The 16,284-nt window shown below is 71.2% G+C and carries 14 protein-coding genes; 1 reads left to right on the plus strand and 13 read right to left on the minus strand.

The window, feature by feature from the left end:
• Positions 1 to 128 precede the first annotated feature (128 nt).
• The 13 genes from AB0C19_RS08685 to AB0C19_RS08745 form a co-directional block, all read right to left on the minus strand.
• Entirely contained in the window at positions 129 to 1,196 is a 1,068-nt protein-coding gene (locus AB0C19_RS08685; protein ID WP_112675806.1) for a polyprenyl synthetase family protein, read from the minus strand.
• A complete protein-coding gene (locus AB0C19_RS08690; protein WP_210783903.1) occupies positions 1,193 to 2,608 on the minus strand; it encodes a nucleotide pyrophosphatase/phosphodiesterase family protein in 1,416 nt (471 codons plus the stop codon). The genes AB0C19_RS08685 and AB0C19_RS08690 overlap by 4 nt, the downstream gene beginning before the upstream one ends.
• Entirely contained in the window at positions 2,605 to 3,804 is a 1,200-nt protein-coding gene (gene eboE / locus AB0C19_RS08695; protein ID WP_357181494.1) for a metabolite traffic protein EboE, read from the minus strand. The genes AB0C19_RS08690 and eboE overlap by 4 nt, the downstream gene beginning before the upstream one ends.
• Positions 3,804 to 4,661, minus strand: a complete 858-nt coding sequence (locus AB0C19_RS08700) for a TatD family hydrolase (protein ID WP_357181497.1) — start codon at positions 4,659 to 4,661, stop codon at positions 3,804 to 3,806. The genes eboE and AB0C19_RS08700 overlap by 1 nt, the downstream gene beginning before the upstream one ends.
• Positions 4,662 to 5,270, minus strand: coding sequence for an EboA domain-containing protein (locus AB0C19_RS08705; protein WP_357181500.1), 609 nt, complete (start codon positions 5,268 to 5,270; stop codon positions 4,662 to 4,664). It lies immediately after the preceding gene.
• A 20-nt stretch (positions 5,271 to 5,290) separates the two neighbouring features.
• Complete coding sequence (locus AB0C19_RS08710) at positions 5,291 to 6,217, minus strand: sugar phosphate isomerase/epimerase family protein (RefSeq protein WP_357181503.1); 927 nt, start codon at positions 6,215 to 6,217, stop codon at positions 5,291 to 5,293.
• A complete protein-coding gene (locus tag AB0C19_RS08715) occupies positions 6,214 to 7,173 on the minus strand; it encodes an SCO3242 family prenyltransferase (protein ID WP_357181507.1) in 960 nt (319 codons plus the stop codon). The genes AB0C19_RS08710 and AB0C19_RS08715 overlap by 4 nt, the downstream gene beginning before the upstream one ends.
• A gap of 2 nt (positions 7,174 to 7,175) precedes the next feature.
• Positions 7,176 to 8,321, minus strand: a complete 1,146-nt coding sequence (locus tag AB0C19_RS08720) for an inositol-3-phosphate synthase (RefSeq protein WP_357181510.1) — start codon at positions 8,319 to 8,321, stop codon at positions 7,176 to 7,178.
• 572 nt (positions 8,322 to 8,893) lie between these two features.
• Positions 8,894 to 10,102, minus strand: a complete 1,209-nt coding sequence (locus AB0C19_RS08725; RefSeq protein WP_145792442.1) for a Gfo/Idh/MocA family oxidoreductase — start codon at positions 10,100 to 10,102, stop codon at positions 8,894 to 8,896.
• 21 nt (positions 10,103 to 10,123) lie between these two features.
• Positions 10,124 to 11,176: a substrate-binding domain-containing protein gene (locus AB0C19_RS08730; protein WP_357181514.1), complete on the minus strand. Its 1,053-nt coding sequence runs from the start codon at positions 11,174 to 11,176 to the stop codon at positions 10,124 to 10,126.
• A 98-nt stretch (positions 11,177 to 11,274) separates the two neighbouring features.
• Positions 11,275 to 12,402 carry an ABC transporter permease gene (locus AB0C19_RS08735; protein WP_357181517.1) on the minus strand — a complete coding sequence of 376 codons (1,128 nt, stop codon included), beginning with the start codon at positions 12,400 to 12,402 and terminating at the stop codon, positions 11,275 to 11,277.
• Positions 12,399 to 13,907 (minus strand): sugar ABC transporter ATP-binding protein, encoded by a 1,509-nt coding sequence (locus AB0C19_RS08740; protein WP_357181635.1) that lies wholly within the window; start codon positions 13,905 to 13,907, stop codon positions 12,399 to 12,401. The genes AB0C19_RS08735 and AB0C19_RS08740 overlap by 4 nt, the downstream gene beginning before the upstream one ends.
• Before the next feature lie 133 nt (positions 13,908 to 14,040).
• On the minus strand, positions 14,041 to 15,219 hold the full coding sequence (locus tag AB0C19_RS08745) for an ROK family protein (RefSeq protein WP_357181520.1): 1,179 nt from the start codon (positions 15,217 to 15,219) through the stop codon (positions 14,041 to 14,043).
• Between the two features lie 533 nt (positions 15,220 to 15,752).
• On the opposite strand from AB0C19_RS08745, the gene AB0C19_RS08750 reads away from it, so the two are divergent.
• Positions 15,753 to 16,226: a hypothetical protein gene (locus AB0C19_RS08750; protein WP_357181523.1), complete on the plus strand. Its 474-nt coding sequence runs from the start codon at positions 15,753 to 15,755 to the stop codon at positions 16,224 to 16,226.
• The last annotated feature ends 58 nt before the right edge of the window (positions 16,227 to 16,284 follow it).

The following is a 16,284-nucleotide window of genomic DNA, read 5'->3' on the forward strand; positions in this document are numbered from 1 at the left end:
CCGCGCCGCCGGTTCACCTCGACGAAACATTGTCGTGTTGGTCACGACACTAAGTCGCACGTGTCGATGTGTCCATACCTTCCGGCGGTTCAGCATCAACTTTTGTCGATTTGATCGAAAGTCGCCGGTCAGGCGCGTCGGTCGATCGCCTGCCCGGCCAGCGCAACCAGGGCCGCGCGGGCCTCGTCGGCCACCATGGCGTTCTGCAGGGCGGAGAGCGCGGCCTCGGTCCGGACCCGGATCATCTGCTCGATCCGCTCCCGCGCGCCGGTCGCCTCGATGATGTCGCGCAGCTCCGCCGCGCCCTCGGCGTCCAACGCCGGGTTGCCGAACAGCTCCCGCAGCCGGATGGTCTGCGGCCGGTCGGCGGCGCTGCGGGCCAGCGCCATCATGACAGTGGGCTTGCCCTCACGTAGGTCGTCCAGGACCGACTTCCCGGTCACCGCCGGGTCACCGAACACGCCCAGGACGTCGTCGCGGAGCTGGAACGCGTCACCCAGCGGGTCACCGAACTCGCCCAACGCGGCGATCAGCTCCGGCCCCGCGCCGGCCAGGGCCGCACCGATCTGCAACGGCCGGGTGACCGTGTACCGGGCAGCCTTCATCCGGATCACCGTGAGCGCGCTGGCCACCGAGCCGTCACCCACACCCGAGACCAGGTCCAGGTACTCCCCCGCGATCACCTCGGTACGCATCAGCGCGAACACGCCGTAGCCCCGGTGCACCTGCTCGGTGCTCAGCCCGCACTCGTGGAACATCTGATCCGACCAGGCCGCGCAGAGGTCCCCGCAGAGCAACGCCGTGTTTCGGCCGTACGCCTCAGGGTCACCGCGCCACGAGGAGCGGGCGTGCAGGTCGGCGAAGAGCCGGTGCACCGACGGCTCACCCCGACGGCGGTCGCTGCCGTCCAGGATGTCGTCGTGGATCAGCGCGAACGCGTGGAACAGCTCCAGGGCCGCCGCCGCCACCACGATCGGGGTGCCGTCGGCCGCCCCCGCGCCGCGCCAACCCCAGTAGCAGAACAGCGGTCGTAGCCGTTTGCCACCGGCCAGCACGAACCGTTGCAGCGCGGTGAACACGCCGCGCGGCGCTCCGTCCGGCCAGTCCGGGCCCTGCCGGCTGAGAAACCCGGCCAACTCGGCGTCGAAACGCGCCCGCAGCTCGCTGGCGTCGGTGGGCGCGACGGTGACCGTCATGAACCCTCCCCCGACCCGCCGGCACCGCCGGGGCTCAGCCCGGCCAGTTCCAGCAGCAGCGCCTTGACCTCGGTCGCCGCGATCTTGTCCCGGGCCGCTGTCGGGTCGGAGCAGAGCAGCACCGGGCCGTCCGCCGGATCGTCCGGCAGTCGCCCGTGCGAGCCCCGTACCGCCCGCGCGCCGGCATCGAGGCCGACAGCGCTCATCAGGTACCGCATGCCGAGCTTCTTGCGGGCCAGCGCGACCCCGGCCCGAGCCTTCGCGGCACCGGGGTTCGCCGGGTCGAAGAACAGCTCCGCCGGGTCGTAGCCCGGCTTCCGGTGAATTTCCACCAGCCGGGCGAAGTCCGGTGCCTGGGCGTCGTCCAGCCAGTAGTAGTAGGTGAACCAGGCGTCCGGCTCGGCCACCAGCACCAGCTCACCGGCGCGCGGATGGTCCAGTCCGTGTGCGGCCTTGCCCTCGGCGTCGAGCACCTCGGCCACCCCGGGCAGGCCGGCGCAGAGCTTCGCCACCGCGGGCACGTCGGCCGGATCCTTGACGTAGACGTGCGCGATCTGGTGATCGGCGACAGCGAACGCCTTCGACGTCCACGGGTCGAGGTACTCCATGCCCGCCTGGGTGTGCACCCGCAAGAGGCCCTCGGCGCGCAGCAACCTGTTGACGTCCACCGGCCGGGACACGTCGGTGATGCCGTACTCCGACAGCACCACCACTGTGGCGTCCCGGGCCCGGGCGGCGTCCAGAAGGGGGCCGAGCACCGCGTCCAGCTCGGCTGCCGCCGCGGCGGCCTGGGCCGACGAGGGACCGAAGCGTTGCAGGTCGTAGTCCAGGTGCGGAACGTAGACAAGGGTCAGGTCGGGTGACACGTCGGCGAGGATCTGCTCGGCCGCCTGGCAGATCCACCGCGACGACGGCAACCCGGCGGTCGGCCCCCAGTAGGTGAAGAGCGGGAAGGTGCCCAGCCGCCCGGTGAGCGCGTCGTGCAGCTCCGGCGGGTCGGTGTAGCAGTCCGGCTCCTTACGACCGTCGGCGTAGTAGACCGGGCGGGGTGTCACCGTCCAGTTGACGTCGGCGCCCATGGCGTACCACCAGCAGACGTTGGCCACCGTGTAGCCCGGTTCGGCCCGGCGGGCGGCCTGCCAGAGCTTGTCCCCGCCGACCAGCGCGTTGTGCTGCCGCCACAGCAGCACCTCGCCCAGCTCGCGGAAATACCACCCGTTGCCGACGATCCCGTGCCCGCTGGGCTGCTCGCCGGTGAGGAAGGTGGACTGCACCGAGCAGGTGACGGCGGGCAGCACCGTGCCCAGCTCGGCCCGGAAGCCGCCGTCGGCGACTCCCCGCAGTCGAGGCATGTGGGCCAGTAGTCGGGGCGTCAACCCCACCACGTCGAGGACCACCAGTCGCCGGCTCATCGCGTCACTCCCATACTCACGGTTCGCTCTGCGGTCAGGCCGAGGCCGACCAGTTCGTCCCGGGCGAACGCCAGCTCCGCGGCGATGCCGGCGGCCAGCTCCGCGTCGGTGCCGGGCCGTCGGGCGGCCGGCAGCACCCCCCAGGTGTACGTCTCGACGTCGAGGTGGTCGCAGCCGGCCGTCGGGCCGTCGAAGAGCGCTCTCAGGGCCGCGCGAAGCACCGGCAGGGTCGAGCCGAGCGGCTCCTCGGGTGGTGCGTGCAAAGGCACGTGGTAATGCACCCGCCACGGCCCGGGCAGCGCCCGGTCCAGCGCCTCGTCCAGGTCGTCGGCCGCGTACGCCGGGTCGGCCGGGTCGGCCAGACCGGCGCAACCGGCGCCCCGGGTCTGGTGCAGGAAGCGCGGCTCCACCCAACGGCGCAACGCCTCGGCCCCGCCCTCCGGGTCGGCGGCTTCGACGGCGGCGGAGACCTGCACCTTCACCACCGGCAGTCCGGCCGCCCGCAGTCGGTGCAGCGCCTCGGCCGGCTCCTCCCAGGCGCAGGCCAGGTGGGCGAGGTCGACGCAGACACCCAGCCGTTCGGTGTCCATTCCGGACAGCAACGCGGCTGCCTGACCCGTGCTCTCCACCACACAGCCGGGCTCCGGCTCGAAGGCGACGCGCACCTCACGGCCGGTGTCCCGCTGCACGTCGGCCAGGCCGGCGGCGAGCTGGTCCAGCCGGCGCCGCGCCGCGTCGGCCCGGTCGGTGTCCCACGGTGAACGCCAGGCCAGCGGCAGCGTGGAGATCGAACCTCGGGCGGCGTCGTCGGGCAGCAGGTCGGCGAGCACCCGGGCCAGGTTGAGGGTGTAGGTCAGGCGCTGCTCGGTGGTCCAGTCCGGGTGGTACACGTCCTGCTTCACCACCGGGGCCTGGAAGGCCGCGTACGGGAAGCCGTTGAGGGTGACCACCTCCAGGCCGCGCGCGTCCAGCTCGCTGCGCAACCGGCGGCGTAGCGTCGGGTCGGCGGCCAGCTCGGCGGCGACCGGGGCGGCCAGCCACAGGCCGAGCCCGAGCAGATCGCTGCCGAGCGTCTCGCGGACCGGCACCGCGTAGGTGTCCAGTTGACCGAGGATGCCGGCCAGGTCCTCGGCCGGGTGCACGTTCGTGCAGTAGCTCAGGTGGACGGTCTCACCGCCGGCATGTCGCAGCCGCATCAGCTACCGCCGCGCAGGATCGAGTTGCCGGTCTGCGGGTCCACGGCGGCGGCTGCCTCCAGGTCGCTGAGGTCGAGCCGCCCCGACTGCCCGTAGAACTCCACCGGGTTTCGCCACAGCACCTTGTCGACGTCGTCGTCGCTGAAGCCGGCAGCGAGCATCGCCTCGCCGGTGGCTCGGGTCAGCAGCGGGTCGGAGCGCCCCCAGTCGGCTGCCGAGTTGACCAGCATCCGATCCGTGCCGTACTCCCGCAGCAACTCCACCATCCGCTGCGGGGTCATCTTGGTGTCCGGGTAGATGGAGAAACCCAGCCAGCAGCCGCTGTCGCGGACCAGCTTCACCGTCACCTCGTTGAGGTGGTCGACGACCACCCGACCCGCGTCGATGCCGGACTCGGCGACCACGGCGAGGGTCCGCTCGCAGCCGCGCGCCTTGTCCCGGTGCGGGGTGTGCACCAGCGCCGGCAGGTCGTACGCCACAGCGAGGGCGAGCTGCGCCGCGAACGCCTCGTCCTCCTCGGGCGTCATCGAGTCGTACCCGATCTCGCCGACCGCCACCACCGCGTCCTTGTCCAGGTAGCGGGGCAGCAGGTCGAGGACCGGCCGGCAGCGCGGGTCGTTGGCCTCCTTGGGGTTCAGGGCAATGGTGGCGAAGTGGCGCACCCCGAACTGCCCGGCCCGGAACGGCTCCCAGCCGATCAACGAGTCGAAGTAGTCGGTGAACGAGGCGGCGCTGGTGCGCGGCTGGCCCAGCCAGAACGCCGGCTCCACCACCGCGCGCACTCCGGCGGCTGCCATCCGTTCGTAGTCGTCGGTGGTGCGCGAGGTCATGTGGATGTGGGGGTCGAAGATGCGCATTCACGCCTCCTGGGGCAGTGCGGCGGTGAGCCGGTGGAGCAGGTCGTTGGCGTCGGCGGGCAGCTCCCGGCCGGCGGCGTGCCGTTCGGCGGCCAGCGCGGCCAGCATCGCGGTCAGCTCGCCGTCGGCCCGGGTGTCCAGGTCGGCCACGGTCGCCAGGGGGACGCCACTGAAGACGCACTTGAGCACCGCCTGCCGCCAGGCGGCCTGGTCGAGGTGCCGGGCGTACGGGCCGAGCGCGGCGGCGACCAGCCGGGTGTCGTTGGTCCGGATCGCGTCGTGCAGCAACGGAACCCCGTCGGCGCCGATCGGCAGCAGTGGCAGGGCACGCAGCACGGCTCGTCGCTCGGCCGCGTCACCGTGCTGGTAGAGGCGCTCGGCGTACGCCGCGTGCTCGCCGGGCAGGCTGGTGAGCAGCAGCACCCGGGCCGCGTCGTCGGCGGTCCAGCCGGGGGCGTCGGGCAGCGCGGCCCGTCCGCAGCGTCGGCCGGCGGCGGGAAAGAGCCTGGTGATCGCGGTGGGCTCGGTGCTGACCCGGCGCAGGGCCGTGTCCAGCCAATCCGGATCGGGTACGCCTCCCAGCGCGGCCCGTAGTGAATCCGGTGTCATCCCGTCTCCTCCCCTTGTTGCTACGCAGGCACCCCAGGAATGTCTGCGGGCAGTTCGTCCTTCGTGCGGCCGGCCAGTGCGGCGGCACGCAGGAACTCGATCGACCGGGCGGCCACGGCGGGTGCGGCGTGCGAGTCGCGGGGCAACTCGACGGCGACCAGGCCGCGGTAGCCGGCGTCGCGCAGCGCGGCCAGCACCGGCGGGAAGTCGATCTCGCCGACGCCGAACTCCAGGTGCTCGTGCACGCCTCGGCGCATGTCGTCGATCTGCACGTTGACCAGGTGGTCGGCCACCTCGGCGACGCACTGCGGCACCGGCCAGGGCTCCAGGCACCGGCAGTGGCCAATGTCGAGGGTGATGCCGAAGCAGGCCGGGTTGTCGAGAGCGGCGTGCAGCCGACGCCAGTCCGCGATGTCCTGCACCAGCATGCCCGGCTCCGGTTCGAAGCCGACTGTGACGCCGGCGGTGTCGGCCGCGTCGACCACTGTGGCGCAGCCAGCCACCAGCCGGTCCCAGGCGCACTGCTGTGACACCGCCTCGGGTCGGACACCCGCCCAGAACGAGACCGCCTCCGCGCCCAGGTCGGCGCCGATCCGCACGGCCCGGCGCAGGAACTCGATCCGCCGGGTCGGGTCGTCGTGCAGCAACGTCGGGGCGTGCTTCTGCCACGGGTCGAGCAGGTAGCGGGCACCGGTCTCGATGACCACCCCCAGGCCCAGCGACTCCAACCGTCGGCCGACCGCGGCGACCCGGCGGGTGAGCCCGGGCGCGAACGGGTCCAGGTGGTCGTGGTCCAGGGTGAGCGCCACCCCGTCGTAGCCGAGGTCGGCGATGACGGCGAGCGCGTCGTCGAGGCGGTGGTTGGCGAAGCCGTTCGTGCCGTACCCGAGGCGCAGCGTGGTGGCGTCGGCGGCCGACGCACCGGGCCGGGGCTCGGGGACGTTCATGTCGGGGAGACCTTCCGGGCCAGCCGTCGACCCAGCGGCGCGGCCGCCGCGACGGCCACCCCGAGCAGACCCGCTCCACCACGTGCGGTGAGAGCGCCCTGGAGGGCCGGCAACCCGGTGATCCCGGCGCCGACGGCAGCGCGGACCCGCCCGGCCGACGGGTCCCGGACGACCTCGGCCTGGGCCGCGCCGTACCGGGCGGCGTACCAGCCGGCCAGCACTGCGGGCAGCACCGCCGCGATGGTGGCCGACCGGCTGCGACCCGCGCGCGCACCGGTCTCGTCGACGGTGTCGGCCCGGTCGGTGGCCCCGGCCTGGTTCGTCGTGCGGAGGGCCGCGCGTCGGGCGCCCGGCACGGCGACGGCGGCACTGACGGCGACCAACGCGGTGCCAGCGAGGGTCCGCATCGGCAGGGTGGCGTCGGCGCCGGTGACCTCCCGGCGGGACAGCGCGGTGACCGTCCAGGTGTGCGCGGCGACGGTGGCCGCCGCCGGCAACGCCCGGGTCATCCGGCCGCCGGACGCGCCGAGCAGCACGTCCAACCCTCGGCAGGCGGCCATCACGGCCGGGCCGGCCGCGGTGTTCTTGGCCAGCAGGTCGTACCCCCAGATGGTGGCGGCCAGCGGCACGGCCAGCGCGACGGCGCGGCGACCGCCCGCGGCGGCGGCCAGGCCCACGCCAGCGGCCGTGAGGCCCGCCGCGAGACCGACAGCGGCGGCCGGGGTGATCCTCCCGCTCGGGATCGGCCGCTCGGGCCGCTCCTCGGCGTCCAGACGCCGGTCGGCCCAGTCGTTGGCGGCCATGCCGGCCCAGTAGAGCAGCACCGAAGCGCCGGCCAGGGCGGGGGTACGCGGGCTCAGCGCGCCGGCCGCCGCGGCCCCGGCGATCACGTCACCGGGCACCGAGAGCGCGGCCGGCGCCCGGACCAACTCGGCCAGATCAGCCAACGTTGTCATGGTCACCGTTCGCCGTCGTTCAGTTGCCGGGTGAAGGCGGTCAGCCGGGCCCACTGCTCGCCCAGCGAGTGGGTGGGCGTGCCCAGCGGGTCCTTGAAGAAGAAGCCCAGGTCGGCCAGCGGCCCCACCTGCCCGGCGGCGTGTGCGGCGGCGGTGAGTCGGGCCAGGTCGAGGACCAGCGGCGCGGCCAGTGCCGAGTCACAGCCGTGCCAGGTGAACTCCATCCGCATGCCGGTGCCGAGGAATCCGCTGAAGGTGATCAGATCCCAGGCGGTCTTGAAGTCGCCCAGCTCCTCGACGTACTCGATGCGGGTGCCGCCCTGCGGGACGTAGCCCAGCGTCTCGCCGAGCACCCGCTGCTTGCTCTGCACCTTGGCCGCGTTCGCGGCCGGGTCGGCGAGGGTGGCGCCGTCGCCACCGCCGAGCAGGTTGACCCCGGACCAGGAGCCCACGGCCAGGTTGCGCATCGCGAACATCGGCGCGAGCACCGACTTGACCAGGGTTTCCCCGGTCTTGCCGTCGTGCCCGGCGTACGGCAGTCGGGCCTCCTCGGCCAGCGCGGCCAGCGCCGGCAGCCGCAGCCCGGTGGACGGGGTGAAGTCGACGTACGGGCAGCCGGCGAGCACTGCGGCGTACGCGTAGAGGGAGCTGACCGGCAGCACCTCGTCCGAACCGTCGAGGGCGGCGCGTAGCGCGGCCGGGTCGGCGTGCGCGGGGTGCTGTTCAGGGGCCGGCTCGGTGGCGGAGACGTTGACCACGACCACCCGGTCCAGCTCGTGCCGCTCGCGGAAGCTGGTCAGGTCGCGGACCACGGCCTCGGCCCGGTCGGCCTGGGTGTCGCCGACCGGCGCGGGGCGCAGCTCCTGCTCGACCACGCCCAGTTCGTCGCGGAGCGCGGCGACCAGTCGCCAGGGGATGACACCGGCGTCAGCGAGGGCCTCGGCGCGCTTGCACAGCGGAGTGGTGGCCAGGTCGTGTCCGCCGAAGACCAGATCGGCGAAGGCCGGCAGGGCTGGGCCGCGCAGCTCGGGAAGCTCGGTGACGCAGCCGGTCGGCCCGGCCAGGCCGGCCCGCAGCGCGAGCCCCCCGACGATGCTGGTGGTCGCGACGGAACCTCGCGCTCCTACCAGCCAGACACCTGTTCGCATGGTGCTCCTTCCCCAATCACGAGGAACCGTCGGTACCGCTAAATATAGGAATATCAGAATATGTTTCGGAAAGATACGGCCAGGTTTCGGAAAGTTTCGGGCCGGGTGGATGGGCCCCGTCCGCTCGCCCCGCACCGGAACAGCACCGGCTTCCGACGTCGGCGTCGGCGGCGACGACGCCGGACCGGATCCCGGCAGGTGCGAGCAGACGGGGCTGGTAGGCAGGGTCGGGTCGGCGTCTCGACCCTGCCTCCCCCGCATCCGGCCGGTCGGGGCATTGGCATGCCCCGGCCGGGCGTCTCAGGCCGCCGCGACGGGCGGTGCTATCAGGTGCTCCGGAACTTTCCCGGTGGTGGCGGTCCTCCGGTGCGGCCGGGGAATCCCGGTCCGGTCGCACCGGACGACCGTCCTGCTCGTGCGCCACCGGGCCGTAGGGCCCGGCTGCACGCTCTCCGACGCCGACCTCTGTCCCGGCCACGGGGCGCAATCCGTGGCTGGTCCCTCGCCGGTCGGCTTCGGAAAGCCGGTCGGGCGACGGCGGTGCGATCACCGCCGTCGCGGATGGTCAATGGTCAGACGGCCGCCGCTGTCAGCGTCGGTTCCACCTCGGCCCAGGAGGAGCCGAGCTCCGCCGAGCGGGCCACCGCGTCCAGCACCAGCTGGACCTGCAACGCGTCGGCGAAGGAGGGAGTCGGGTCGACACCGGTGGCGACCGCCTCGATGAAATCGCGCATCTCGTGCGTGAACGAGTGCTCGTAGCCGATGATGTGGCCCGGGGGCCACCACGCCGACATGTACGGGTGCTCGCCCTCGGTCACCAGGATGCGGCTGAAGCCCTGCTCCACGGCCGGGCGGGTCGCGTCGTAGAACTCCAGCTCGTTGAGGCGCTCCAGGTCGAAGACCACACTGCCCAGCGAGCCGTTGATCTCGACGCGCAGCGCGTTCTTACGGCCGGTCGCGAACCGACTCGCCTCGTACGTGGCCAGGGCGCCACCGTCGAGCCGCGCCACGAAGACCGCGGCGTCGTCGACAGTGACAGTCCCGGTGGGCGCCGTGTGGCCGTCCACCGAGGCCGCCAGACCGCTCGACTCGGCCGGCAACGGCCGCTCCTTGACGAAGGTCTCGGTGACCGCGCTGACGCCGCTGATCCGCTGACCCGTGACGAACTGGGTCAGGTCGATGATGTGCGCGCCGATGTCACCGAGCGCGCCGGAGCCCGCCCTGTCCTTCTGCAACCGCCAGACCAGCGGGAACTGCGGGTCCACGATCCAGTCCTGCAGGTACGTCGCACGGACGTGTCGAATCACCCCGAGCCGTCCGTCGGCGACCAACTGGCGCATCATCGTGACCGCGGGGACCCGGCGGTAGTTGAACCCGCACATCGACCGCACTCCGGCGGCCCGGGCGACGTCCGCCGCAGCGGTCATCGCCCGTGCCTCCTCCACCGAGTTGGCCAACGGCTTCTCGCACAGAACGTGCTTGCCTGCGGCCAACGCGGCGAGAGCGATCTCGGCGTGACTGTCACCCGGGGTGCAGATGTCGACAACGTCGATGTCGTCCCGGTTGATCAGGTCACGCCAGTCGGTGGTGTACGCGTCCCAGCCGAGTGTGTCGGCGGCGTCAGCCACCTTCGCTGTGTCTCGGCCGCAGATCAACGCCATCCGGGCCCGCGCCGGCAGGTCGAAGACGCGGTTCACGGTGCGCCACGCCTGTGAGTGCGCGGCGCCCATGAACGCGTAGCCGACCATGCCGACCCGCAGTTCTTTGTCTGTCGTGGACAAGGTGGGTCTCCCCCCGGTATGTCAGAACCCGAGCTTGTCGTAGCTGCTCGCGTTCTCCTTGGTGATCGTCTCCGAGGCCAGGGTCACTTCCTTGGGCACCTGCAGCTCCGTCAGGTCGCCCAGGCCACGACCCTGCGCGATGAGCCGCGCGAGCGAGACCGCCGAGGAGGCCATCGACGGGTTGTAGGTGACAGTGGCCTTCAGCACGGTGTTGTCGGCCTTGATGGCGTCGATCGCGAGCTTGGAGCCCGCGCCGCCGACCATGAAGAACTCCGACCGGTTGGCCTGCTTGATGGCCGCGAGCACACCGATGCCCTGGTCGTCGTCGTGGTTCCAGATGGCGTCGATCTTCGGCAGCGCCTGGAGCAGCTGGGACGCCTCACGCTGACCGCTGTCCGAGGTGAACTCGGCCGAACGACGGTTCCGCACGGTGAACCCGTAGGTCGCCAGGGCGGCCTTGAAGCCCTCGCTGCGCTCGACGGTCAGCGGGATCTCCAGACCGGCGATCTCACCGATGACCGGGTTGGCGACGCCCTTGTCCTTGAGCATCTTGCCGATGTAGTGCCCGGCCGAGACACCCATGCCGTAGTTGTCGCCCTTGATGACCAGCCGCGAGGCCAGCGCGTCGGGGAACGCCCGGTCGAGGTTCACGATCGGGATGCCCGCCTGCATCGCCTGGAGGGCAACGGCGTTGACCTCCTTGCCGTCGTGCGGCAGCACGACGATGATGTCCGGCTTCTGGGCGACCAGCGTGCCGAGCGTGGAGCGCTGGGCCTCGGAGTTCGACCCGCCGTCGACCTCCTTGAACTCCACGTCCGAGTAGGCAGCGGCCTGGGCCTTGGCGTTGGCGTGGATCGCGCCCATCCAGCCGTGGTCGGCGGCCGGGGCGGAGAAGCCGATGACGACCTTCTTGCCCGGGGCGTTGTTGCCTTCGGTGTTTCCGGCGGCCTTGGTCTGGGTGCTGGCGGCCGGGGTCTCGTTGCTGGTGCAGGCAGTGAGAAGGGTGGCAGCGCCCACTGCGGCTCCACCGAAGAGCAACCGGCGGCGCGACAGGTCGCGACTGTGCTGGGTCATGAATGACCTCCTGGGAGCGGGATTTGACTTATTGAGGGTGTGCGAGGCCCGGCCAGCGTCGAACGTTCTCGACGTCGCCAGGACAACGGTGCGGTGCGTCAGGTTGCGGTGGTGACCCTGTTCCGCGCGAGGAGCCGAGTGACTGACTTGAACTGGAACTGCTGGACCAGGACGGCGGCGACGATGATGCCGCCCTTGACCATGTTCTGCGCCTCGATGGAGAGGCCGTTGATGGCGAAGAGGTTCGTGATGGTGGCGAAGATGATGACGCCGAGCAGCGAGCCGACGATCGTGCCCCGGCCGCCGCTGAGCAGCGTCCCGCCGATGATCGCCGCGGCGATCGCGTCCAACTCGTACAGGTTGGCCATCGCCGCCTGCGCCGAGGTCGCCTGCGAGGTGAGCATGATGGCGGCGATACCGCAGCAAAGACCGGAGAGCGCGTAGAGCAGCATGGTGTGTCGCCGGACGTTGATGCCCGCCAGCCGGGCCGCCTCCGGGTTGCCACCGACGGCGATGGTCCGCCGGCCGAAGGTCGTGCGGTTGAGCACTACCCAACCGGCCAGCACGACAGCGCCGAGGATGTAGACCAGGATCGGGATCCCGATCACCTTGCGCGCGGCGATGTCGTTGATGAAGGTGCTGCTCGACACCTGGGTCTGCTTGTTGGAGATCGACGCCGCGAGCCCTCGCGCGGCCACCAGCATCGCGAGCGTCGCGATGAAGGGGACCAGCCGCCCGTACGAGATGAGCACACCGTTGACGAGGCCGACGCAGACGCCGACCGCGAGGGCGGCGAAGATCATGCCGCCGGCGCCGTAGCTCTGGGTGGCCACGGTGGTGCACCAGACCCCGGCCAGCGCGACGATCGCGCCGACCGACAGGTCGATGCCACCACCGATGATCACGAAGGTCATCCCGACAGTGACCACGCCGACGACCGAGGCCAACTGGAGAATGGCCAGGACGTTGTTCCAGACCCAGTTCGGGTCGCCGTACAGGTCGGGCTTGGTGACCGCGCCGACCACGATGAGCGCGGCGAGCACCCCGATCAGACCGAGGTTGCGCTTGGCGCCGTCGCCACCGTCACCGCGCCACCAGGAGAGCTTGCCCCCGGATCCTGCCTTGTTATTGGCCACCGCCGTCTCCGCCGGGTCCACCGGCGGCGACTGCGCCGGAAGCTGCGGGCGCTCCGGTGTCGCGGTGGGAGTGGGAGTCGCGTCGCTCATGCCGGTGCGCCTTCCATCAAGGACCCCGCCATCACGAGGTCAAGCACAGTGTTCTCGTCGAGTTCGCCGGCCGCGGCTTCGCGGACGACCCGCCCTTCCCGCATCACCAGCACCCGGTCGGCAAGACCCAGCACCTCGGGCACCTCGCTGGAGACCAGCAGCACCCCCACGCCCTGAGCGGCCAATGCCCGGATGACCTGGTAGAGCTCGGCCCGGGCGCCCACGTCCACGCCTCGGGTCGGCTCGTCGAGAAGCAGCAACTTGGTGCCGCCGAGCAGCCAACGCCCGACCACCACCTTCTGCTGGTTGCCGCCGGACAGCGTGCGCACCGGCCGGTCCACGTCCCGGGGCCGCAGCTCCAGGGTCTCCGCGATCCGGTCCGCCTCGGCGCGTTCCTTGGCGGCGTTGGTGAAACCGAGCCGCGCGTACCGGCCGAAGGTGGCCAGCGTGACGTTGCGGTAGATCGGCTCGCCGAGCAGCAACGCCTGGCTCTTGCGCTCCTCCGGGGCCATTCCCATGCCGGCGCGAACCGCCGCGCCGACGCCGGGCCGGAGGACCTTCCCGTCCATCTGCACAGTGCCGGCCTCCGGGAGGCGGGCACCGTAGATCGTCTCCAGCAGCTCGGAGCGACCGGAGCCGACCAGCCCCGCGATGCCCACGATCTCCCCGGCACGCACATTCAGCGACACGTCGGCGAACTCGCCAGTGCGGGTCAACCCCTGCACCTGGAGCAGGTTGGCACCCGCTGAGTCGTCGGTCGGCCGGTCCGGAAAGACGTACTCGATGGTGCGGCCGGTCATCCGGCTCACCAGGTCGCGGGTCGGGGTGTCACGCGCCGGCAGGTTTGCCGCCGTGGTCCGGCCGTCCTTGAGGACGGTGACCCGGTCGCCGATCTCGCGGATCTCCTCCAAGCGGTGGGAGATGTAGATGACGGCGATGCCCTGCGCGGTCAGCTCTCGGATGATCCGGAACAGGTTGCCGACCTCGTCGTGGGCCAGCACCGCGCTCGGCTCGTCCATGATGATCAGTCGGGCCTCGTGCGACAGCGCCCGCGCCATGCTGACGATCTGCTTGCCGGCCGCCGGCAGGGACCGGACCATCCGCCCCGGCGGAATCTCACCGTGGCCGAGCCGGCCGAGGATCTGCCGGGTGTGCCGGGCCATCCGGCCGCGCCGGACGAAACCGAAGTTGCGGTACTCGTGCCCGAGGAACGCGTTCTCCGCCACCGACAGATCCTCGACGAGGTCGAGCTCCTGGTAGATCGTGGCGATGCCCGCCTTCATGGCGGCCTGCGGGTTGGCGAACGTGGCCGGCTCACCGCGCCACTCCACCTGCCCGGAATCCGGTTGGTGCACCCCGGCGAGCACCTTGATGAGGGTGGACTTGCCGGCGCCGTTCTGCCCGAGCAGGCAGTGCACCTCGCCGGCACGCACCTCCAGCTGCACGCCGTCGAGCGCGCGTACGCCGGGGAAGGTCTTCACCAGATCGGTGAGGCGCAGGACCACCTCGCCCGCGACGGTGTCGGCGGGAGCCTCGACCAGCGGCGCCTCGGCGACGGCCTCGGCCGACGCGGTGGCGGGGTCATCCTCGGGCAGAGCCACAGTCTCCTCCTCGCTCACGACGGAATCTCGAACAGCTTCATGCGGCTTCCCCGAAGGCGACGTCGCTCGCGAGGACCGCCGCGCCGGTGACACCGGCGCGGCCGCCCAGCTCGGACAGGACGACGGGAAGGTTGCCGGTCGCCAGCGGCAGTGACCGGCGGTAGACCACACTGCGGATCTCGGCGAGCAGGATGTGGCCCAGCTGGGCCAGCCCTCCGCCGATCACGATCATGGAAGGGTTGGTGAAGCTGACCAGGCCGGCGAGCACTCCGCCGACGCGCCGTCCGCCGTCCCGGATCAACTGGATGCAGGTCACGTCGCCCTCGACAGCGCCCTCGGCGACGTCCAGCGCAGTGACGACACCGCGCAGCGCCAGCCGTTCGGCCAGCGCCGGCGACGTCCCACTGCGGGCGGCGGCCGCGGCGTCCTTGGCCAGCGCGGCGCCGCTGAACAGCGCCTCCAGGCAACCGACGTTGCCGCAGGAGCACATCGGACCGTGCGAGTCGACCTGGATGTGGCCGATGTCGCCGGCACAGCCGTCGGTGCCTCGGTAGACCTCGCCGGTGAGGTAGATGCCGCACCCGATGCCGGTGCCGATCTTCACGAAGAGGAAGTCGTCCACCGAGTGGGCGACCCCACCGTGCCGCTCGCCGATCGCCATGATGTTGACGTCGTTGTCGACCACCGCCGGGCAGCCGTGCTCCCGGCTGAGCAGCTCACGCACCGGGAACCGGTCCCAGCCCGGCATGATCGGTGGTGAGACCGGCGTGCCGTCGCGGAAGCTGACCGGGCCGGGTACGCCGATGCCGACCGCGTCCAGTCGCTCGTACGCGCCGTCGACCCGGGCCTTGTGCAGAAGTTCGTTGACCCGTTGCAGGGTCACCTTCGGGCCGTTGCGGATGTCGGCAGTCTCGGCGTAGTGGGCCACCGGTTCGAGGCGGCCGTTGACCACCTCGACGTCCATCGAACTGGCACCGAGGTCGACGGCGGCGAAGCGCAGCTTCGGGTTCAGCTCGACGAGAGTCGAGCGACGCCCACCTCGGGATGCGGCGAGCCCGGCCTCGGCCACATAGCCCAGCGTCACCAGGCGATCCAGCTCGGCCAGCATGCGCGGACGCGGCATCTGGAGCCGGTCGCCCAGCTCCGCCCGGGACACTGCGCCCTCGTCGCGGAGCAGCCGCAACAGGCGCACGTGTAGGGGGTCGACGGTGCGCACCCGGAGCCCCCTCTTCTTTGGCAGCGTTCACATCGACGCAATGTCGATGTGTTGTGTCCGACACAGTAAGAGCGGTCGGATCGCCTGTCCAGAGCTTCGGCTGTTCCGACGCTAACTTTTGCTCAAACGGACAGAAGTTTCGGTCGCGCTTGCGACGGGATGGACCGGCTTCGCTGCGCACCCTCGCCGTACCGGCACCCACCGACCGGGCGAGCCCCGCCCCCACCCGCACTGCGGCGACGTCGACCTCCACGCCCTCCCGACGGGCGAGTGTCGTCGCCATCGGCCATCATCGGTGTCAATCGGTATCGATGCCCTCGAGCAGCGATTACGCCATCGAGGCGGACACTCGCAGCCCGCCCGAATCGTCGACTCCACCGTCGCGGCAATTGCAAAGGACGTTGACAGTCGTCTACGTGGTCGTTAACGTTCCTGGGCATCGACAGCTACGGGGCGAGTCGCGCACCGCAATTCCCTAATCGCGATGACCTTCCGTTCTGTCGTGCCCGAACACCCCGACGGGAAGGACCCCAATGAATCGACCGACGCGCTTTGTCGCGGCCGTGTCCGCAGTAGCGTTCGTCGCGCTGCTCTCGCCATCGGCAGCCCAGGCGGCACCATCCCCGAAGGGCTCCGAGCTTGGTGTCGCCGCTGCGGCGCCCGTCCGGCAGGCCGCTTCCAGCGCTGCTGAGGGCGACTTTGGCACCCTTGGGAACTGCACCGCCGGGATCTTCTGCGGCGAGGTGAAGAACCGGCTCGGCCGATCCATCAAGCTCTCGGGAAACTGGCCGACCAACAGCAAGACGATGTGGCTGCCGGCTGGCCAGGGCAGCGCATCCGACTCGAGGTACTACTACGAATTCCGGGACACCGACGGATTCCAGGTGCCCAGCGGTTACATTTACTACGACAGCGTGGGTAACAAATACTACCCCGGCTGGCACAAGGTGAACGACCTGCAAGTGGTCACGCTCAACGGCTGGTGCCTCACTTCAGCCTGCAGTTAACGATCGGCTCCGAATAGGCGCGTCAGTGGCTGCCGGGCCGGCACGGGTCCGGCAGCCA

Origin of the sequence: Micromonospora sp. NPDC048842 (assembly GCF_040649935.1) — a bacterium.
Classification (GTDB): Bacteria; Actinomycetota; Actinomycetes; order Mycobacteriales; family Micromonosporaceae; genus Micromonospora; species Micromonospora hortensis.